This is a genomic window from Streptomyces sp. NPDC008001 (assembly GCF_042958085.1).
Lineage (GTDB): Bacteria > Actinomycetota > Actinomycetes > Streptomycetales > Streptomycetaceae > Streptomyces.
In genome coordinates this window covers 291,966-312,555 of the sequence record NZ_JBIBIZ010000010.1, presented here as the reverse complement: position 1 = coordinate 312,555, position 20,590 = coordinate 291,966, and the positions used below count along the sequence as shown (strand labels likewise).

The window sequence follows — 20,590 nt, the reverse complement described above, 5'->3', positions numbered from 1 at the left end:
GGTTTCAACCTGCACCGGCCCAGGTAGGGTCAGGAAGCGTCCAGCTCCCCTTGGAGGAGGTGAGGACCGTGGCAGCCCACGACGACGACATGAACCGCGGCATCCGGCCGGGACGAGCGTCCGACGACCTCGCGAGCCAGGTTGCCTATTACGAGCAGGAGATCGCCGTCCTGCGACGCAAGCTCGCCGACTCTCCGCGGCACACGAGGATTCTCGAAGAGCGGATCGTCGAGCTCCAGACCAACCTGGCCGGCGTGTCCGCTCAGAACGAGCGGCTCGCCAACACCCTCCGCGAGGCGCGCGACCAGATCGTCGCCCTCAAGGAGGAAGTCGACCGGCTCGCACAGCCGCCGGCCGGCTTCGGCGTCTTCCTCAAGGCCAACGACGACGGCACGGCCGACATCTTCACCGGAGGCCGCAAGCTCCGGGTGAACGTCAGCCCCAGCGTCGAGCTGGAGGACCTCCGGCGCGGCCAGGAAGTCATGCTCAACGAAGCGCTCAACGTGGTCGAGGCCATGGAGTTCGAGCGGGCCGGGGACATCGTCACCCTCAAGGAGATCCTCGAGGACGGCGAGCGCGCCCTGGTCATCGGGCACACCGACGAGGAGCGGGTGGTGAGGCTCGCCGAGCCGCTGCTGGACACCACCATCCGCCCCGGCGACGCCCTGCTCCTGGAACCCCGTTCCGGCTACGTCTACGAGATCATCCCGAAGAGCGAGGTCGAGGAGCTCGTCCTCGAAGAGGTCCCGGACATCGACTACACCAAGATCGGCGGTCTGGGGAACCAGATCGAGCTGATCCGCGATGCGGTCGAGCTCCCCTACCTCTACCCCGACCTCTTCAAGGAGCACGAACTGCGGCCGCCCAAGGGCGTGCTGCTGTACGGCCCGCCCGGCTGCGGCAAGACGCTCATCGCCAAGGCCGTCGCCAACTCCCTTGCCAAGAAGGTCGCCGAGGTCACCGGCAAGCCCGCGGGGAAGAGCTTCTTCCTCAACATCAAGGGCCCCGAGCTCCTCAACAAGTACGTCGGCGAGACCGAGCGGCACATCCGGCTGATCTTCCAGCGGGCCCGGGAGAAGGCGAGCGAGGGCACCCCGGTCATCGTCTTCTTCGACGAGATGGACTCCCTCTTCCGCACCCGCGGATCCGGGGTCAGCTCCGACGTCGAGAACACCATCGTCCCCCAGCTCCTCTCCGAGATCGACGGCGTCGAGGGCCTGGAGAACGTGATCGTGATCGGCGCCTCCAACCGGGAGGACATGATCGACCCGGCCATCCTGCGCCCCGGCCGCCTCGATGTGAAGATCAAGATCGAGCGCCCGGACGCGGAGGCCGCCAAGGACATCTTCTCGAAGTACCTGACCGAGACCCTGCCCATCCACGCGGACGACCTCGCCGAGCACGGCGGGGACTCCCGGGCCGCCGTGGCCGGCATGATCCAGTCGGTCGTTGAGCAGATGTACGCCGAATCCGAGGAAAACCGCTTCCTCGAGGTCACCTACGCCAATGGCGACAAGGAAGTCCTCTATTTCAAGGACTTCAACTCCGGCGCCATGATCCAGAACATTGTGGACCGGGCGAAGAAGATGGCGATCAAGGCCTTCCTCGACCACAACCAGAAGGGTCTGCGCGTCTCCCACCTGCTCGCCGCCTGCGTCGACGAGTTCAAGGAGAACGAGGACCTGCCCAACACCACCAACCCGGACGACTGGGCCCGGATCTCCGGCAAGAAGGGCGAGCGGATCGTCTTCATCCGCACCCTGGTCACCGGGAAGCAGGGCGCCGACACCGGCCGCTCCATCGACACGGTGGCCAATACCGGCCAGTATCTCTAGCACCGCCGTCCGGCTGCGGATGTCCCGCCCCCGCCCTGGCGGGGGCATACCCCGGGACAACCGCAGCCGGACGTGTTTTTCCCGCCGCCCGCACCGCCTTCCCGCCGGGGTTCCCGCCGCATTTCCGCCGGGATTCCCGCAGGGAATGCGCCACGGGAGCGCCCATGGCCCGGGTACGCCACGAACCGGAGCAATGACTGTAATGATCTCCCCACCGCCGCAAAGCCGTTCTAGGCTCTTCGATACCGCCGCAGCGCGCGCCGGGGGACCGAGGGCCGGACACGGACCGGGTGCGCAGCGGTACTTGAGCGCCGACCCCACCAGGGGGCGCCGCCGGGCAAGGAGGGCCGCATGACCGTACGGCGAGTAATGGGCATCGAGACGGAGTACGGGATCTCCGTCCCCGGTCACCCGAACGCCAATGCCATGCTCACCTCGTCCCAGATCGTCAACGCCTACGCCGCGGCGATGCACCGGGCGCGACGCGCCCGCTGGGACTTCGAGGAGGAGAACCCGCTGCGGGACGCCCGGGGCTTCGACCTCGCCCGCGAAGCCGCGGACTCCAGCCAGCTCACCGACGAGGACATCGGCCTCGCCAACGTCATCCTGACCAATGGCGCGCGACTCTACGTCGACCACGCCCACCCCGAGTACAGCTCCCCGGAGATCACCAACCCGCGCGACGCCGTCCTGTGGGACAAGGCCGGGGAGCGGATCATGGCCGAGGCCGCCGAGCGCGCCGCCCAGCTGCCCGGAGCCCAGCCGATCCACCTCTACAAGAACAACACCGACAACAAGGGCGCGTCCTACGGCACCCACGAGAACTACCTGATGAAGCGGGAGACCCCCTTCTCGGACATCGTGCGCCACCTGACGCCCTTCTTCGTCTCCCGCCAGGTCGTCACCGGCGCCGGCCGCGTCGGCATCGGCCAGGACGGCCACGAGCACGGCTTCCAGCTCAGTCAGCGCGCGGACTACTTCGAGGTCGAGGTGGGCCTGGAGACCACCCTCAAGCGGCCGATCATCAACACCCGCGACGAGCCGCACGCCGACGCCGAGAAGTACCGCAGGCTCCATGTGATCATCGGCGACGCGAACCTCTCGGAGATCTCCACCTACCTCAAGCTGGGCACCACCGCCCTGGTCCTCTCCATGATCGAGGACGGTTTCATCGTCTCCGACCTGGCCGTCGACCAGCCCGTCCGCACCCTCCACCAGGTCAGCCACGACCCCACCCTGCAGCGTCTGATCACGCTCCGCAGCGGCCGCACGCTCACGGGCGTGCAGCTCCAGATGGAGTACTGCGAGCTCGCCCGCAAGTACGTGGAGAACCGCTTCGGGGCCGACGCCGACGAGCAGACCAAGGACGTCCTCGACCGCTGGGAGGACGTGCTGAACCGGCTGGAGCACGATCCGATGAGCCTGTCCGGCGAGCTGGACTGGGTGGCCAAGCGGGAGCTCCTGGAGGGCTACCGCCGCCGCGACGGCCTGGGCTGGGACGCGGCCCGGCTGCACCTGGTGGACCTGCAGTACGCGGACGTGCGGCCCGACAAGGGGCTGTACAACCGCCTGGCGGCCCGCGGCAGGATCAGGCGCCTGCTGGACGAGACCGAGGTGGAGCGCGCCCGCACGGCCCCGCCCGAGGACACCCGGGCCTACTTCCGCGGCCGCTGCCTGGAGCAGTACGCGGACGACGTCGCCGCGGCCTCCTGGGACTCGGTGATCTTCGACCTCCCGGGCCGTGACTCCCTGCAACGGGTCCCCACCCTGGAGCCGCTGCGCGGCACGCGCAACCACGTCAAGGAGCTCCTGGACCGCTGCCGCACCGCGGAGGAGCTGGTCCGGGTGCTCTCCGGGGGCTGAGCAGGTCTGAGAGGAGGGCGTTCAGGGAATCATCACGGTGGTTCCGGGACGTTGTAGCAAGTGCGGGGCCGATGCCGGACCCGGCTTGTAGGGTCTGATCATGCAGGCCCGAGTACGGCTGAGTACGACTGTGCACGTCCGATCTTGTACGTCGAACCGAGCGGGGTGAGGGATATGGCGACCAAGGACACCGGCGGCGGCCAGCAGAAGGCCACGCGATCCACCGAGGACGTCGAGGAGCAGGCGCAGGACGCGCAGGTCTCGGAGGACCTCAAGGAACGGCAGGAGAAGCTGTCGGACGACGTCGACTCCGTGCTGGACGAGATCGACGACGTCCTCGAGGAGAACGCCGAGGACTTCGTGCGGTCCTTCGTCCAGAAGGGCGGCGAGTAGGCGCCTGCCGCCGCCTGCAGATCATGATCACGGGACCGGTAAGGTCCCTGGCGTACTGCGCCCCGGCCGCGACGCGGCCCAGGGGCGGTTCAAGGATCGAGCGGACGTCATGGGGCGGGCCGCTGCATACGTGGAAGGAAACGTGTGGAAGCCAACACTCGTAGCACCGGGCGTCTGCCGGCTGCCTTCCTGACACCCGGTTCCTCGTCGTTCATGGACTTCCTGTCCGCGCACTCGCCGGATCTGCTCCCGGGCAACCGGGCGCTGCCCCCGGTGCAGGGCGCGATCGAGATCCCGCACGGGACGACCATCGTCGCGGCCTCGTTCCCCGGCGGTGTGGTGCTGGCCGGTGACCGGCGGGCGACGATGGGGAACGTCATCGCCCAGCGCGACATCGAGAAGGTCTTCCCGGCCGACGAGTACTCGGCGGTGGGCATCGCGGGCACGGCCGGCCTGGCCGTGGAGATGGTCAAGCTCTTCCAGCTGGAGCTGGAGCACTTCGAGAAGGTCGAGGGGGTCCAGCTCTCGCTGGAGGGCAAGGCGAACCGGCTGTCGACGATGATCCGCAGCAACCTCGGCATGGCCATGCAGGGCCTGGCCGTGGTGCCGCTCTTCGCCGGCTGGGACGTGGACCGGCAGAAGGGGCGGATCTTCTCCTACGACGTGACCGGCGGGCGCTCGGAGGAGCACGGGTTCGCGGCCACGGGCTCGGGCTCGCTCTTCGCCCGGGGCTCGCTGAAGAAGCTCTTCCGCGAGGACCTGACGGAGAGTCAAGCCCTCACGCTCGTCGTCCAGGCGCTCTACGACGCCGCCGACGACGACTCCGCGACGGGCGGGCCGGACCTCGCGCGGCGCATCTATCCGATCGTCACCGTCATCACCGACGAGGGGTTCCGCAAGCTCACCGAGGCGCAGTGCTCCGAGATCGTCCGGGCCGTCCACGAGCGGCGGCTCGAGGAGCCGGACGGCCCGCGGGCCGCCCTCCTCTGAGGGTCTGCGGTCATGCACTCGTCAATGACAGAAAGGGACGGATAACCGGTGTCGACGCCGTTCTACGTATCACCTCAGCAGGCCATGGCCGACCGCGCCGAGTACGCCCGCAAGGGCATCGCGCGCGGCCGCAGTGTCGTGGTGCTCCAGTACACCGATGGCGTTGTCTTCGTTGCCGAGAACCCGTCCCGGGCCCTGCACAAGGTCAGCGAAATCTATGACCGGATCGCCTTCGCCGCGGTCGGGAAGTACAACGAATTCGAAAATCTGCGGATCGGCGGCGTGCGCTACGCCGATCTGCGGGGTTACACATACGACCGGGACGATGTCACGGCCCGTGGCCTGGCCAATGTCTACGCCCAGACGCTGGGCACGATCTTCTCCAGCGCCGGCGAGAAGCCGTACGAGGTGGAGCTGATCGTCGCCGAGGTCGGTGCCGGACCCGAGGACGATCAGATCTACCGGCTGCCCCATGACGGCTCGATCGTGGATGAGCACGGTTCGGTCGCCGTCGGTGGCAATGCCGATCAGATCAGCAATTACCTCGATCAGCGGCACCGCGACGGCATGACGCTCTCCGAGGCGCTGAAGCTCGCCGTGGAGTCCCTCACCCGGGACAACAACGGCGGTGAGCGGACGCTGACCGCGGAGCAGCTGGAGGTCGCGGTCCTGGACCGCACGCGACCGCAGCAGCGGAAGTTCAAGCGGCTGCTGGGCCGCCAGCTGTCGCGGCTGCTGGAGGACGGCACGCCCGGCGCCGAGCCGGGCACGGAGCCGGAGACGGCTCCGGAGGAGGGCGGAGAGGCCTCCGCCGAGAGCTGATTCCTGCTGCTTCTGCCGTTGTTCTTGTCGCCACCGAGCGCCCCGCGGGTTTCCCGCCGGGGCGCTCGGCCTTTCAGCGGACGGGCGGCAGGGGCAGTAAGGGCGGGGCAGCGGAACCGGCGGTGCGGTGGGGGTTACGAGGCGGCGTACGCCGTGGTGCCGCGGGTGACCAGCCGGACCGGGAGGGCCTCGGGGGCCGGTGTCCGCCCGTCCAGGGCGGTCACGAGCGCGCGCATCCCGGCCTCGCCGACGGCCTCGGCGGGCAGCTGCACGGTGGTGAGCTCGGGCTCGACGGCCGTGGCGAGGGCCAGGTCGGTGAAGCCGGTGACGGACAGGTCGGCGGGCACGTGCAGGCCCAGCCGGCGGGCGGCCTTGCACGCGCCCGCGGCGAGGACGTCGTCGTCGCAGACGATGGCGGTGGGGCGGGGGCCGGGCTCGGCGAGGGCCTTCTCGGTGGCGCGCAGCCCGTCGGGGACGGTGAGGGGCGCCCGCTCCGTCCGCACCGTCACGCCGGCCGTCCCGTGCAGCGCGTCGGCGAGGGCGCGGGCGCGGACCCGGAAGGTCCAGGTGTCGATGTCCGAGGCGAGGTGCAGGAAGCGCCGGTGGCCGAGGCCCAGCAGGTGCGCGGCGACCTGGCGCATGCCGTCGGCGATGTCGGGGTTGACGGTGGCCGAGGCCCCTTCGTGGCCGGGGTCGCTGTCGAGCATGACGAGCGGGAGGCCGCCGCTGCGGATGGCGCCGAGGGCCTCGGCGGCCATCGAGGAGGCCAGGACGCCGTCCAGGGTGGCGCTGGCGGAGGCGAACGGGTCGCGGGCCGGGCCGGTGCCCTCGGGGGAGAGGTAGAGGACGACGCCGAGGCCGTGCTCGCGGGCCACGCGGACGACGCCGGTGTGGACCCGGGCGAAGAACTCGTTGGTGAGCGCCGGGACGACCAGGAGGACCGTACGGGTGCTGCCGAGGCGCAGGTCCCGGGCGGCGAGGTTGGGGCGGTAGCCCAGGCTCCGGGCGGCGGAGCGGACGGCCTCCGCGGTGCGCTCGGAGACCCGGCCGCGCCACTTCTCGCCCAGCACGAGGGAGACCGTGGCCTGGGAGACGCCCGCGGCGCGGGCGACGTCGCGGCTGGTGGCACGGGCTCCGGCGCGCGGGCCGCGGGCCGTGGGCCACCGCTCGTCGCGGCGCCGCTCGGTGTCTTCGCCGCTGGTCACTGTCGGTGCCTCCCCTGACTGCCGCAGCCTGCGGCGTTGGACCCGTGGGCTGCGGCCATGATACGTATGACGCCTCTAGTTATACGTAAAACCCGAGGCTCGGGGAAGAGAGGAAGTCACCGATGGCGGCCGGCTACGGCGAGATGCTCCGAACGCGGTACGCCGCGCGCCTGCTCACAGGCACGCTGGTCGGCCGCCTGCCGAACGCCACGGCCGCGCTCGCGATCGTCCTCTTCGTCCGTGCCGAGGGCGGCAGCCTCGCGCTCGCCTCCGTGCTCTCGGCCGTCTACGGCGTGGCGAACGCGGTGGGTCAGCCGCTGCTGGGCCGGGCCGTCGACCTCTACGGCCAGCCGCGCGTCATGCTGCCGTCGGCCCTGCTGGCCGCGCTCGGCATGACGGTCTTCGCCGCCGTCGGTCTGGAGCCCGTCGCTCTAGCGTACGCGGCCATGGTGGTGTCCGGTTTCTTCACGCCGCCGCTGGAGGGCGGGCTGCGGGCGCTGTGGCCCTCGGTCCTCAAGAGCGAGGAGCGCATTCACGCCGCGTACTCCCTCGACGCCATCGCCCAGGAAGTGATGTACGTCGTCGGCCCGCTGATCATCACCGGGCTGGTCGGCGCGTGGTCCCCGGCCGGTGCGCTGTTCGTGATCAACGCCCTGGGCGCCCTCGGCGCGCTCGCCGTCGTCACGTCGCCGCCCTCCCGCGAGTGGCGCAGCGCGCCCCGTGAGGCGCACTGGCTCGGCGCCCTGCGCTCGCGCGGCCTGCTGGTGCTGCTCGGCACGTTCTTCTTCATCGGCTCCGCCCTCGGCTCGATCGCCGTCTCCGCGGTGGCCTACGGTGAGGCGCACCACGACGGCAACGTCGCCGGCTACCTGCTCTCCGCGGTCGGCGTGGGCGCCTTCATCGGCGGCACGGTCTACGGTCACCGGCAGTGGCCCGGCAGCCCGGAGCAGCGGCTGCGGCTGCTCGTCACGGGCCTCGCCGTCTGCTACCTGCCGCTGCTGCTGGTGCCGGGCCCCGTGCTGATGACGGTCTTCGCCGGTGTGGCGGGCATCTTCCTCGCGCCCTGCCTGGCCTGTGCCTTCGTCGTGGTGGACCGGCACGCGCTGCGCGGCACCGTGACCGAGGCGTTCTCCTGGCTGGTGACCTCCTTCGGCGTGGGCGCGGCCATCGGCACGGCCTTCGCCGGCCCGGCGCTCCAGGGCTCCGGCATCCGCGCGGGCTTCGCGGTCGCCGTGGGGTGCGGCGTCGCCGCCCTGGTCGTCATGGTGGCGGCGCGGCGCGCCCTGCAGGCTCCCGCGGGCCCGTCGCCGATCGTGGCCCGGTCGGAAAATGATCGGAACGGTGCGGTCGAACCCGGTTTCAGCGCAGGGCATCAGGCGTAATGTTCAGGCATGGACCGCCGCATTTTCGGGCTGGAGAACGAGTACGGCGTCACGTGCACCTTCAGGGGACAGCGCCGGCTGTCGCCTGACGAAGTGGCGCGCTACCTCTTCCGCCGTGTCGTTTCCTGGGGCCGCAGCAGCAATGTCTTCCTGCGCAACGGAGCGCGTCTCTACCTGGATGTGGGCTCGCACCCGGAATACGCAACGCCGGAGTGCGACAGCGTGATCGAGCTGGTCACCCACGACAAGGCGGGCGAGCGCATTCTCGAGGGCCTGCTCGTCGATGCCGAGCGGCGCCTGCACGAGGAGGGGATCGCGGGCGACGTCTATCTCTTCAAGAACAACACCGACTCCGCCGGGAACTCCTACGGCTGCCACGAGAACTATCTCGTCGCGCGGCACGGGGAGTTCTCGCGTCTCGCGGACATTCTCATCCCGTTCCTGGTGACGCGGCAGCTGCTGTGCGGGGCGGGCAAGGTCCTGCAGACCCCGCGGGGCGCGGTGTACTGCGTCAGCCAGCGCGCGGAGCACATCTGGGAGGGCGTCAGCTCGGCGACCACCCGCTCGCGCCCGATCATCAACACGCGCGACGAGCCGCACGCCGACGCCGAGCGCTACCGCCGGCTGCACGTCATCGTCGGGGACTCCAACATGTCCGAGACGACGATGCTGCTGAAGGTCGGCGCGACCGATCTGGTGCTGCGCATGATCGAGGCGGGCACGGTCATGCGGGATCTGACGCTGGAGAATCCGATCCGGGCGATCCGCGAGGTCAGCCACGACATCACGGGCCGGCGCAAGGTCCGGCTCGCGAGCGGGCGCGAGGCCTCGGCCCTGGAGGTCCAGCAGGAGTACTACGAGAAGGCCGTGGACTTCTGCGAGCGCCGGGGCATCCGCACGGGCACGGTGGAGCGGGTCCTGGAGCTGTGGGGCCGCACCCTGGAGGCCGTCCGGGACGAGGATCTGGACCGCATCGCCACGGAGATCGACTGGGTGATGAAGTACCAGCTCATCGAGCGTTACCGGGCCAAGAACAACATCACGATGTCGCACCCGAGGGTCGCGCAGATAGACCTCGCGTACCACGACATCCACCGCCGCCGCGGGCTGTACTACCTGCTGGAGAAGCGCGGCCAGGCGGCCCGGGTGTGCAACGACCTGAAGATCTTCGAGGGCAAGTCCGTACCGCCGCAGACGACCCGGGCCCGGCTGCGCGGCGACTTCATCCGCCGCGCGCAGGAGCAGCGGCGGGACTTCACGGTCGACTGGGTGCATCTGAAGCTGAACGACCAGGCGCAGCGGACGGTGCTGTGCAAGGACCCGTTCCGGTCGGTGGACGACCGGGTGGAGAAGCTGATCGCCGGGATGTGACCGGGCGGCAGGGCAAGGGTGCACCGGGGCGTCAGGGGCCCCGGTGCACCGCCGTGTCGGGCAGGGTTGATCGCACAGGCTCAGGCCGTAGAGTGGCGGGCACTGCTCAGCCACCCCCCTAGCCCGAGTTGGACTGATGAACCTCACGAAGAACACGCGTCGCCTGGCCGCGGCGCTGGCCGTGCCTGTCCTGCTGTTCTCCGCCGCCGCGTGCGGTGACGACGAAGGCTCGTCCGAGTCGAAGGTCTCGGTGAAGGGGGACTTCGGTCAGAAGCCCGAGATCTCCGTGGAGAAGGGTGCGAAGCCGGGCGACGAGCTCTCCGTGAAGACGCTGTCGGAGGGCAAGGGCGACAAGGTCGAGAAGGGCACGTTCGTGCGGCTCGACTTCTCCGTGCAGAGCATGAAGGACGACAAGCCGCTGGGCGGCTCCTGGTCGAGCCAGGGGCAGATTCCGGGCAACAAGGACGTGCGCCGCCAGGACGTCTTCGCCGCGGGCCAGCCGGGGCAGCAGGTGCCCGCGAAGGTGGCGGACGCCGTGATCGGCCAGCGGGCCGGCAGCCGGGTCGAGGTCGTGGGCACGGTGAAGGACACCATCGGCGAGCAGGTCAACCCGCAGCTGGGCCTGGCCCCGGAGGACGGCCTGGTGTGGGTCGTCGACGTGGCGGGCGCGAGCAAGGTGGACCCGAAGAGCGAGGTCAAGGGCGACCAGGCCAAGCCGGACGAGGGCATGCCCGAGGTGAAGACGGTGCCGCAGAAGGCCGCCGAGATCACCATCCCGAAGGACGCCAAGGCGCCGTCGGACCTCAAGGAGCAGGTGCTGATCAAGGGCACGGGCCCGGAGATCAAGGCCGGCGAGGGCCTGATCGCCCAGTACACCGGTGTGAAGTGGGAGGACGGCAAGAAGTTCGACTCCTCCTGGGACCACTCGGGGGCGACGAGCTTCCAGATCGGCACCGGCTCGGTCGTCCAGGGCTGGGACAAGGGCCTGGTCGGCAAGCACGTCGGGGACCGCGTGGAGCTGGTGATCCCGCCGAAGCTGGGGTACGAGGGCCAGGCCGGCAGCGGCCTGGACAAGAACACGCTGGTCTTCGTCGTGGACATCGTGGGCAAGGTCTGACCCGCGGCCCCGATCTGCCAGACTTGCACGGTTGTCTACAAGATTCGTTCGTAGGAGCACTTTCGTGAGCATCGACAAGCCCGAGATCGATTTCCCCGAGGGCCCGGCGCCCACTGACCTGGAGATCACCGAGGTCTGGGAGGGCGACGGCGCGGTCGCCAAGGCCGGCGACTTCGTCAAGGTCCACTACGTGGGCGTGGCGTTCTCCACCGGCGAGGAGTTCGACGCGAGCTGGAACCGTGGCAACCCGCTGGAGTTCAAGCTGGGCGCCGGCCAGGTCATCCCGGGCTGGGACCAGGGCATCCAGGGCATGAAGGTCGGTGGCCGCCGCAAGCTGGTCATCCCCGCCCACCTCGCCTACGGCGACCGTGGCGCCGGTGGCGGCGTGATCGCCCCGGGCGAGACGCTGATCTTCGTCTGTGACCTGATCGCGGTCTGACGTCACCTGCTGACGGGCCGAGGGCCCATGCCTCCGAGGGGCATGGGCCCTCGGCTTTTGCGCAGGAAGACCGGAGCGGTACGGTCAACCGTTGAGAGCACAAGTAGAGAGGGCGTCGATGGCGATTGCCAAGGCCGAGCGGCTGATGAACCTGGCACTGTGCCTGCTGGGGACGCGCCGTCCGCTGAGCAAGCGGGAGCTGCGGGGCTCGATCGAGGCGTACCTGGAACAGTTCGGTCCGGGGAACGGCGCGGCGTTCGGGCCGGGGAGCGGTGCTGCCTCCGGCGCCGGGGACAACGCCACCGGCAGCGACGACGCCTTCAACCGCATGTTCGAGCGCGACAAGGACGATCTGCGCGAGCTCGGTCTGATCATCGAGACGGTGGAGAGCGTCGACGGCGAGACCGGCTACCTGGCCCGCCGCGACAGCAACCGCCTGCCCCCCATCACGCTGGACGTCGAGGAGGCCGCCGCCCTGGGCCTGGCCGCCAGCGTCTGGCAGCAGGCGCGCCTGGCCGCCGCGGCCAGCGGCGCGCTGCAGAAGCTGCGGGCCGCCGGGATGCCGCTCGCGGAGGAGGTCTACGGCAGCCACAGCGCGCTGGAGACGCGGATCCCGGTGCACGAGGCGGCCTTCGAGCCGCTGATGCTGGCCGCGCGCGACCGGCGCCCGGTGGTCTTCGACTACCGCAAGGCGAACTCGGCCCGCCCCGAGCAGCGGCACGTCGAGCCGTGGACGCTGGAGTGCTGGCGCGGCCACTGGTACCTGGCCGGCTGGGACCGCGACCGCCAGGCGGAGCGGGTCTTCCGGCTCTCCCGGATCACCGGCAAGGTCCGTTCGCGGGCCATCCCCTTCACGGCGCCGGTGCCCGACCACGTGACGGTCCGCGAGACCGTCGAGCGGTGGGCCGGCGAGACGGCGACGGGCACGGCCCGGATCAGGGTCCGGGCGGACCACGGCTATCCGCTGCGGGCCCGCGCCACGAGCACGCGCGAGCTGGGCGACGGCTGGGACGAGCTGGAGATCCCCTCCGGGCACGGGCTGGACGCGTGGCTGGTGGAGTTCGGCCCGGACGTGGTGGTGCTGGAGCCGGCTGAGCTGCGGGACCAGGTCCTGGACCGGCTGCATGCCGTGGCCAAGGGCTGAGACAAGCTGATACGGGGACAGGCGGACGCCGGGCCGGAGGGCCGGGCGAGGGCTGAGAGGAACGGACCGACTTCTGATGGCCGGAAACGCCATTGACCAGACGCGGCGGATGCTGTCGCTGGTCACCTATCTGCGCGAGCGCCCCGGCGCCCGGGTCACGGACGTGGCACGGGCCTTCGGGATCACCGAGGACGAGCTCATCGGCGACCTCGACGTGCTGCCCATGTGCGGCACCAGCTTCCGCGGCGGTGACCTGCTCGACATCGACACCGACGGCGACCGCATCTGGTGGCACAACCCGGACGCGTCGGGCAGCAGCACCGGTGAGCCGCTGCGGCTCGCCGCCGACGAGGCCACGGCCCTGCTGGTGGCCGCGCGCGCCGTGGCCACGCTGCCGGGCCTGCGCGAGAGCGACCGGCAGGCGCTCGTCCGCGCCACCGCGAAGATCGAGGCCGCGGCCGGCGAGGCGGCGGGGGCGAGCTCCCGGCTGTCGGTGACCTTCGAGTCCGAGGGCGGCGTCTTCGCCGACGTCGACCGGGCGATCGCCGAGCGCCGCCGCGTGTGGATCAAGTACTACTCGCCCGCGCGCGACGAGCTCACCGAGCGCGAGGTCGACCCCGTCCGGCTGTTCGCCGTCGGCCACACGTACATGGAGGCGTGGTGCCGGCTGTCGGAGGCCCGGCGCACGTTCCGCCTGGACCGGGTGGCCGAGATCCGGCTGCTCGACGAGCCGTCCGACCCGCCGCCGGTCGAGCTGCGGGACCTCTCCGAGGGGCTGGTGCAGCCCGCCGCGGAGGACCCGGAGGTCGTGATCGAGGTGGGCCCGTGCGGCCGCTGGGTCGCGGAGTACTACCCCCACGACAGCGCCGAGGAGCTGCCCGACGGGGGCCTGCGGATCACGCTGCGCACCCCGGACCCGGCCTCGCTGCGCCGGCTCGCGCTGCGGCTCGGCGGCGACGGCCGGATCGTCTCGCCGGCCGCGCTGGCGGACAGCGCGCGGGACGCGGCCCGCGAAGCCCTCGCGGCCTACGGGGAGTGAGGGTGGACGCGATGGACGGGAGGGTGCCGGGAGCCGCGCTGTTCAAGGCGGCCTGCCCCGACTGCCGCGGCCGCTTCGAGCTGGCCGCGAGCGCGCTGCGGCTGGCGATCGGCGGCAGCCGACGCACCACGTTCTACTCCTTCACCTGCCCGGACTGCGGCGCCGCGGTGCGCAAGCCGGCCGGGGAGCGGATCGTCGAGCTGCTGACCGGCGGCGGGGTGCGGACGCTGCGGCTGCACTCCACGGTCTGAGACGCTCCGGCGAACAGTTGTTTTGAGTCATTCCGGCACTCCGTCCGAGATCCCGATAGGTTCACCCCATGTTCTGGCCCATGCTCGCCGTCGCCCTCGCCTTCCTGGGGATCGCCGTCCTCGGCGTACTGGCCGCCCGGGTCCTCGCCGAGGTGCGGCGGCTGGCCGGCCAGGTGGCGGAGAGCTCGCGGCGGATCAACCGGGCCGCGGAGGACCTGGAGCGCGCCGCGGCGCCGCTCGCGGCGGCGAGCGGCCGGGCCGTGCCCGCTTCGCGCCGGGAATGAGCGGTTCTGACAACGTCGCTGCCGGTCTCTGCTGGGGCCGCTGACCGGGCGGTACGCTGTTTCGGCGGCCCTGGTAACGAGGCGGGGGCCGCAACCGGGCGTACGCACGGGGATTGCCCAGCGTTTACCCCTGCGCGTTACGATCGCTGCCGTACGTCTGATGGACAAATGTCCGATCAGTCGAGCAGCACCCCACCCCATGCCGCCTCGGTGAGAAGGTAAACGCAAATGTTCGGTAGGCTCGGCGCCCCCGAGATCATCCTCATTCTCGTCGTCATCGTCCTGCTGTTCGGTGCGAAGAAGCTCCCGGACATGGCGCGCTCCCTGGGCAAGTCCGCCCGCATCCTCAAGAGCGAGGCCAAGGCCATGAAGTCCGAGGGCCAGGACAACGCCTCCGCCCCGGCCGACCCGCCCGCCGGTCAGGCCCCGCGTACGATCAAGGCGGCTCCCGGCGACGTCGCCGGCGCGCGTCCGGTCACCGAGCCGAGCGACCGCACGACGCAGCACTGAGCAGCACTTTTCCAGGGACGATCGAGGCGGCCGCCCCCGCGGCGTCCGTCTGCCGCACGAGATAGGGACGTGGGTTGCCCAAGTCTGCCCGCAAGAAGGAGAAGGACCCCGAGGGGCGGATGCCGCTCGCGGAGCACCTCCGTGAGCTGCGCAACCGACTGGCCAAGGCGGTCCTCGCGATCGTCGTGGTCGCGATCGTCGCGGCCTTCTACCAGAAGCAGCTCACGGACTTCCTCTCGAGCCCCGTTCCCAAGTGCCCCGGGCGTGACCTCGCGCAGAGCCACGGCGGCAACTGCGCGGTCGTGGTGTTCAACAGCCTGTCGTCGCCGTTCACGACGATCGTGAAGGTGTGCCTGCTCGCGGGCGTCACCGTCTCCTCGCCGGTCTGGCTCTACCAGCTGTGGGCGTTCCTCGCCCCCGGCCTGCACAAGAACGAGAAGAAGTACACCATCGCCTTCGTGGCGACGGCGGCCCCGCTCTTCGTCGCGGGCGCCTACCTGGCCTACGAGATCATGCCCATGAGCATGCGGGTGCTGCTGCAGATCACGCCCGACTCCGCGGCCAACACCCTCAACCTCGACGACATCCTCGACTTCACCGTCCGGATGATCCTCGTCTTCGGCCTCGCCTTCGAGCTGCCGCTGCTCCTGGTCATGATGAACATGGCCGGGATCGTCACCGGCAAGACCATGATCAAGTGGTGGCGCGGCGTCGTGATGGGCACCTTCGTCTTCGGCGCGGTCGCCACGCCCAGCACCGACCCGTTCGGCATGTGCATCCTGGCCGTCCCGATCATCATCCTGTACTTCGGCGCGGTCGGGTTCTCGATGCTCAACGACAAGCGCCGCGCACTGCGCAACCCCGACCGGATGCTGGACGACGACGAGGCCGCGCCGCTCGACCTGACCCCGCAGTCCATCGGCGACTCCGAGCCCATGCCCGCCCTGCGCGAGCGGGCCGAAGAGGGCAGCGGGCACGCCACCCGCAACAGCTACGACGACGTGACCTGACCGGCACCGACGCCCCCTGCTGGGGGGCGGGGTCCGGACACCGCCCGGTGACCTCTGCGCAGCTCGGAGCAGCTCCATAAAGATCAGGTGCTCTGCCCGAGGTCACCGGTAGGCTCGTACACAAGATGACCGACGACATGTCCCCTGCTGAGCGCTACGCCCTTTCGCGGGTCCGCGCCGCCGAGCAGGCCACCGCGCTCGCACCGTTCCGCGAGATGTACGAATTCGAACTGGACCCCTTCCAGATAGACGCCTGCAAGGCACTGGAGGCCGGGAAGGGCGTCCTGGTCGCCGCACCGACCGGTTCGGGCAAGACCATCGTGGGCGAGTTCGCCGTCCACCTGGCCCTCACGCAGGGCCGCAAGTGCTTCTACACGACGCCGATCAAGGCCCTGTCGAACCAGAAGTACAGCGACCTCGTCCGCCGCTACGGCGCCGCCAAGGTCGGCCTGCTGACCGGCGACAACAGCGTCAACGCCGACGCCCCGGTGCTCGTGATGACCACCGAGGTCCTGCGCAACATGCTCTACGCCAACTCCCAGGCCCTCACCGGCCTGGGCCACGTGGTCATGGACGAGGTGCACTACCTCTCCGACCGCTTCCGCGGCGCCGTCTGGGAGGAGGTCATCATCCACCTCCCGGAGTCGGTGACCCTCGTGTCCCTGTCGGCCACCGTCTCCAACGCCGAGGAGTTCGGCGACTGGCTGGACACCGTGCGCGGCGACACCGAGGTGATCGTCGCCGAGGAGCGCCCCGTCCCGCTCTGGCAGCACGTGCTGGCCGGCCGGCGGATGTACGACCTCTTCGAGGAGGAGACCGACCACGGCGGCCGCGGCGCCGCGCGCCGCGAGGTCAACCCCGACCTGCTGCGCATGGCCCGCATGGAGAACAGCCGCACGTACAACCCGCGGGAGCGCCGCCGCGGCAAGATGGTGCGCGAGGCCGACCGGGAGCGGGAGCGCCGCCAGCGCAGCCGGATCTGGACGCCCGGCCGCCCCGAGGTCATCGAGCGCCTCGACGCCGAGGGCCTGCTGCCCGCCATCACCTTCATCTTCAGCCGCGCCGGCTGCGAGGCGGCCGTCCAGCAGTGCCTCTACGCCGGCCTCCGGCTCAACGACGACGCGGCCCGCGCCCGCGTGCGGGAGATCGTCGAGGAGCGCTGCGCCTCCATCCCCGACGAGGACCTGCACGTCCTCGGCTACTTCGAGTGGCTGGAGGGCCTGGAGCGCGGCATCGCCGCCCACCACGCCGGCATGCTGCCGACGTTCAAGGAGGTCGTCGAGGAGCTCTTCGTGAAGGGCCTGGTCAAGGCCGTCTTCGCGACCGAGACGCTGGCCCTCGGCATCAACATGCCGGCCCGCTCGGTGGTGCTGGAGAAGCTCGTCAAGTGGAACGGCGAGACCCACGCGGACATCACGCCCGGCGAGTACACCCAGCTCACGGGCCGGGCGGGGCGGCGCGGGATCGACGTCGAGGGGCACGCGGTCGTGCTGTGGCAGCGCGGCATGGACCCGGCGGCGCTCGCCGGCCTCGCCGGCACCCGCACCTACCCGCTGCGCTCCAGCTTCAAGCCCTCGTACAACATGGCCGTCAACCTCGTCTCCCAGTTCGGGCGGCACCGCTCGCGCGAGCTGCTGGAGACGTCGTTCGCCCAGTTCCAGGCCGACAAGTCGGTCGTCGGCATCTCCCGGCAGGTGCAGAAGAACGAGGAGGGCCTGGCGGGCTACCGCGAGTCCATCACCTGCCACCTGGGCGACTTCGAGGAGTACGCCCGCCTGCGGCGCGAGCTGAAGGACCGCGAGACCGAGCTGGCCAAGCAGGGCGCGGTCCAGCGCCGCGCCGCGGCGGCGACGGCCCTGGAGCGGCTCAAGCCCGGTGACGTCATCCACGTCCCGACGGGCAAGTACGCGGGCCTGGCCCTCGTGCTCGACCCCGGGGTGCCGCCCGCCCGCGCCGACCGGCACCGCGGCTTCGACCACTACGACGGGCCGCGCCCGCTGGTGCTCACCGCGGAACGGCAGGTCAAGCGGCTCGCCGCGATCGACTTCCCGGTGCCCGTGGAGCCCCTGGAGCGGATGCGGATCCCCAAGTCCTTCAACCCGCGTTCCCCGCAGTCGCGCCGCGACCTCGCCTCCGCGCTGCGCACGAAGGCCGGGCACATCGTGCCCGACCGGCAGCGCAAGGCGCGCTCCGCGGCCACGGACGACACCGAGATCGCCCGGCTGCGCGCGGCCATCCGCGCGCACCCCTGCCACGGCTGCGACGAGCGCGAGGACCACGCCCGCTGGGCCGAGCGCTACCACCGCCTGCTGCGGGACACCCGCCAGCTGGAGCGGCGCATCGAGGGCCGGACGAACACCATCGCCCGCACCTTCGACCGGATCTGCGCGCTCCTGACCGACCTGGACTACCTGCGGGCCAACGAGGTCACCGAGCACGGCAAGCGGCTCGCGCGGCTCTACGGCGAGCTCGACCTGCTGGCCTCGGAGTGCCTGCGCGACGGCGTGTGGGAGGGCCTCAAGCCGGCCGAGCTGGCGGCGTGCGCCTCCGCGCTGGTCTTCGAGGCGCGCATGGCCGACGACGCGGCGCCGCCGAAGCTGCCCACGGGGCCGGCGCAGGAGGCGCTCGGCGAGATGGTCCGCATCTGGGGCCGGCTGGACGCCCTGGAGGAACAGCACAAGATCAACCAGGCGGAGGGGGTCGGCCAGCGCGAGCCGGACCTGGGCTTCGCGTGGGCCGCGTACCGCTGGGCGTCCGGGCACGGCCTGGACGAGGTGCTGCGGGAGATCGAGATGCCCGCGGGCGACTTCGTACGGTGGTGCAAGCAGCTGATCGACGTGCTGGGGCAGATCGCGGCCGCGGCACCGCAGGAGGGCAGCACGGTGGCGCGCAATGCCCGCCGGGCGGTCGACGGGCTGCTGCGGGGTGTCGTGGCCTACTCGTCGGTGGGCTGAGGCCGGCCCGCCCCTTCCCGGAACCCCTGCGGGGGCTACGGGTAGGGGCGGGGCCGCGCGCTGGTCACTACGCCGCTGCCGCGCCCTCCTGCTCCGCCTCGACCTGCTGGTTCCACTCGCGCTTGGACGCCTGCCAGCCGTCCTCGTCGTGGCCCCGGCGCCAGTACCCCGAGATCGAGAGCCGCTCGCGCGGCACCTCGCGCTCGACGCGCAGGTGGCGGCGCAGCTCCTTCACGAAGCCCGCCTCGCCGTGGACGAAGGCGTGGACGTCCGGGGACGGGAAGTCGAGCGCGCGCACGGCCTGCACCAGGGCCTCGCCGACGGGCGCGCCGCCGCGGTGCAGCCACGTGACCTCGACGCCCTCGGGCAGCTCCAGCTTCTGCTCCTCCTCCGCGCCCGCGACCTCGACGAAGGCGTGGACGCGCGCGCCCGCCGGGATCCGCTCCAGGGACGCGGCGATGGCCGGCAGCGCGCTCTCGTCGCCCGCCAGCAGGTGCCACCCGGCCGCCGGGTCGGGGGAGTAGGCGCCACCGGGCCCGCGGAAGAGCACCTCGGCGCCCGGCTGCACGGAGGCCGCCCACGGGCCGGCCAGGCCCTCGTCGCCGTGGACGACGAAGTCGATGGCCAGCTCGCGCGCCTCGCGGTCGAAGGAGCGCACCGTGTAGGTGCGCGTCTTCGGCCACTGCTCGTGCGGCAGGTCGCGGCGGATGACCTCCATGTCGTACGACTCGGGGTAGGTGACACCGGGCACGGGGAAGAGCAGCTTCACGTAGTGGTCGGTGTGCTCACCGGCGCCGAAGTCCGCGAGGCCCTCGCCGCCGAGGATGACGCGCACCATGTGCGGGGTCAGCCGCTCCGTGCGCACGACGTGCGCGCGGTGGAGCTGAGGCCGCTTCCGGACGGGACGTTCTGCCATGCTGGTCTCCCCTGATCCCCTGATCCCGATAAGTTAGGTCCACCTAACCTAACAGTTCAGGTGCCCAGGACGGCCAGCAACCGCTGCAGCGAGCCGCCCAGCCCCCACCGCTCCGCCAGCGCCTCCAGCGTCTCCGGGTCCCGGGGCTCCGCCGGGAGCGCCGCGTCGAACGGCGCCAGCGGGACGTCGGACGCCACCCGTACGACCTTGGGCGCCACCGCCAGATACGGCTTGGCCTCCGCCAGCCGCTTGCGCTGCGCCGGGGTCAGCTTCGCCGCCGGATCGTCCACGGCCGCCAGGATCCCGGCCAGGTCGCCGAAGGAGGCCAGCAGCTTCGCGGCCGTCTTCTCGCCGACGCCCGGCACCCCCGGCAGCCCGTCGCTGGGGTCGCCGCGCAGCAGCGCCAGGTCCGCGTACCCGGAGCCGTCCACTCCGTACTTCTCGCGCAGCAGCGCCTCGTCGACCGCCTGCAGCGTGCCGACGCCCTTGACCGGATACAGCACCCGCACCCCGCGCCGGTCGTCCACCAGCTGGTACAGGTCGCGGTCGCCGGTGACGATGTCGACCGGGCCCGCGGCGCGGCCCGCGAGCGTGCCGATCACGTCGTCGGCCTCGTAACCCGTGGCGCCCACCCGGGCGATGCCGATCGCGTCGAGGACCGACTCGATGACCGGGACCTGCGGGGAGAGGGTGTCCGGCACCTCCTCCTCGTCCGGGCCGGCGGCCGTCTCCTCGGCCACCCGGTGCGCCTTGTAGGAGGGGATGAGCTCGACCCGCCAGTGCGGCCGCCAGTCGAAGTCCATGCAGGCCACCAGGTCGTCCGGGTGGTGGTCCTGCACGAGGCGGGCGATGAAGTCGAGCAGGCCGCGCACGGCGTTCACCGGCGTGCCGTCGGGGGCGCGGACGGAGTCCGGCACGCCGAAATAGGCGCGGAAGTACAGGGAAGCGGTGTCGAGGAGCATCAGGCGTCGCGTCACGGTCCGATCATGCCGCAGACCACTGACACCCTCCCGCGGGCCCGCTCCGCCGATGTGAACCGGATCACTGTTCCGTTTGCCCGGATTG

The 20,590-nt window shown here is 71.1% G+C and carries 19 protein-coding genes; 16 read left to right on the top strand and 3 right to left on the bottom strand.

Translation table 11 applies throughout. The features are described from left to right. The first annotated feature begins 68 nt into the window (after window positions 1-68). The 5 genes from arc (at window position 69) to prcA (ending at window position 5,903) form a co-directional block, all read left to right on the top strand. Window positions 69-1,835, top strand: coding sequence for a proteasome ATPase (gene arc, locus ACFZCD_RS27465; protein ID WP_391835356.1), 1,767 nt, complete (start codon window positions 69-71; stop codon window positions 1,833-1,835). Window positions 1,836-2,186: 351 nt separating this feature from the next. Continuing rightward, entirely contained in the window at window positions 2,187-3,698 is a 1,512-nt protein-coding gene (gene dop / locus ACFZCD_RS27460) for a depupylase/deamidase Dop (protein WP_391835354.1), read from the top strand. A 174-nt stretch (window positions 3,699-3,872) separates the two neighbouring features. Next, on the top strand, window positions 3,873-4,091 hold the full coding sequence (locus ACFZCD_RS27455) for a ubiquitin-like protein Pup (RefSeq protein WP_058045164.1): 219 nt from the start codon (window positions 3,873-3,875) through the stop codon (window positions 4,089-4,091). A gap of 144 nt (window positions 4,092-4,235) precedes the next feature. Continuing rightward, the gene (gene prcB / locus ACFZCD_RS27450) at window positions 4,236-5,081 is read left to right on the top strand and encodes a proteasome subunit beta (RefSeq protein WP_391835352.1); all 846 of its coding nucleotides are present in this window, start codon (window positions 4,236-4,238) and stop codon (window positions 5,079-5,081) included. A 48-nt stretch (window positions 5,082-5,129) separates the two neighbouring features. Next, entirely contained in the window at window positions 5,130-5,903 is a 774-nt protein-coding gene (gene prcA, locus ACFZCD_RS27445) for a proteasome subunit alpha (RefSeq protein ID WP_391835350.1), read from the top strand. Window positions 5,904-6,037: 134 nt separating this feature from the next. On the opposite strand, the gene ACFZCD_RS27440 is transcribed toward prcA, so the two are convergent. Beyond that, window positions 6,038-7,108, bottom strand: coding sequence for a LacI family DNA-binding transcriptional regulator (locus tag ACFZCD_RS27440; protein ID WP_391835348.1), 1,071 nt, complete (start codon window positions 7,106-7,108; stop codon window positions 6,038-6,040). 122 nt (window positions 7,109-7,230) lie between these two features. On the opposite strand from ACFZCD_RS27440, the gene ACFZCD_RS27435 reads away from it, so the two are divergent. The 11 genes from ACFZCD_RS27435 (at window position 7,231) to ACFZCD_RS27385 (ending at window position 18,609) form a co-directional block, all read left to right on the top strand. Continuing rightward, on the top strand, window positions 7,231-8,490 hold the full coding sequence (locus ACFZCD_RS27435; RefSeq protein ID WP_391835346.1) for an MFS transporter: 1,260 nt from the start codon (window positions 7,231-7,233) through the stop codon (window positions 8,488-8,490). A 9-nt stretch (window positions 8,491-8,499) separates the two neighbouring features. After that, entirely contained in the window at window positions 8,500-9,861 is a 1,362-nt protein-coding gene (gene pafA, locus ACFZCD_RS27430) for a Pup--protein ligase (RefSeq protein WP_391835344.1), read from the top strand. Between the two features lie 136 nt (window positions 9,862-9,997). Beyond that, window positions 9,998-10,978 (top strand): FKBP-type peptidyl-prolyl cis-trans isomerase, encoded by a 981-nt coding sequence (locus ACFZCD_RS27425; RefSeq protein WP_391835342.1) that lies wholly within the window; start codon window positions 9,998-10,000, stop codon window positions 10,976-10,978. A 64-nt stretch (window positions 10,979-11,042) separates the two neighbouring features. Next, window positions 11,043-11,417 (top strand): FKBP-type peptidyl-prolyl cis-trans isomerase, encoded by a 375-nt coding sequence (locus ACFZCD_RS27420; RefSeq protein ID WP_391835340.1) that lies wholly within the window; start codon window positions 11,043-11,045, stop codon window positions 11,415-11,417. 118 nt (window positions 11,418-11,535) lie between these two features. After that, complete coding sequence (locus ACFZCD_RS27415; RefSeq protein ID WP_391835338.1) at window positions 11,536-12,561, top strand: helix-turn-helix transcriptional regulator; 1,026 nt, start codon at window positions 11,536-11,538, stop codon at window positions 12,559-12,561. Window positions 12,562-12,637: 76 nt separating this feature from the next. Next, window positions 12,638-13,600 carry a helix-turn-helix transcriptional regulator gene (locus ACFZCD_RS27410; protein WP_391835336.1) on the top strand — a complete coding sequence of 321 codons (963 nt, stop codon included), beginning with the start codon at window positions 12,638-12,640 and terminating at the stop codon, window positions 13,598-13,600. Between the two features lie 11 nt (window positions 13,601-13,611). Then, on the top strand, window positions 13,612-13,851 hold the full coding sequence (locus tag ACFZCD_RS27405) for a hypothetical protein (RefSeq protein WP_391835651.1): 240 nt from the start codon (window positions 13,612-13,614) through the stop codon (window positions 13,849-13,851). A 68-nt stretch (window positions 13,852-13,919) separates the two neighbouring features. Beyond that, window positions 13,920-14,135: a hypothetical protein gene (locus ACFZCD_RS27400; protein WP_391835334.1), complete on the top strand. Its 216-nt coding sequence runs from the start codon at window positions 13,920-13,922 to the stop codon at window positions 14,133-14,135. 228 nt (window positions 14,136-14,363) lie between these two features. Then, window positions 14,364-14,645, top strand: a complete 282-nt coding sequence (gene tatA, locus ACFZCD_RS27395) for a Sec-independent protein translocase subunit TatA (RefSeq protein WP_106677746.1) — start codon at window positions 14,364-14,366, stop codon at window positions 14,643-14,645. 119 nt (window positions 14,646-14,764) lie between these two features. After that, complete coding sequence (gene tatC / locus ACFZCD_RS27390; protein ID WP_391835649.1) at window positions 14,765-15,655, top strand: twin-arginine translocase subunit TatC; 891 nt, start codon at window positions 14,765-14,767, stop codon at window positions 15,653-15,655. Between the two features lie 125 nt (window positions 15,656-15,780). Beyond that, entirely contained in the window at window positions 15,781-18,609 is a 2,829-nt protein-coding gene (locus ACFZCD_RS27385) for a DEAD/DEAH box helicase (protein WP_391835332.1), read from the top strand. A gap of 67 nt (window positions 18,610-18,676) precedes the next feature. On the opposite strand, the gene ACFZCD_RS27380 is transcribed toward ACFZCD_RS27385, so the two are convergent. Further along, on the bottom strand, window positions 18,677-19,525 hold the full coding sequence (locus tag ACFZCD_RS27380) for a siderophore-interacting protein (RefSeq protein WP_391835330.1): 849 nt from the start codon (window positions 19,523-19,525) through the stop codon (window positions 18,677-18,679). Between the two features lie 56 nt (window positions 19,526-19,581). After that, on the bottom strand, window positions 19,582-20,487 hold the full coding sequence (locus ACFZCD_RS27375) for a 5'-3' exonuclease H3TH domain-containing protein (RefSeq protein WP_391835647.1): 906 nt from the start codon (window positions 20,485-20,487) through the stop codon (window positions 19,582-19,584). Window positions 20,488-20,590: the final 103 nt, after the last annotated feature.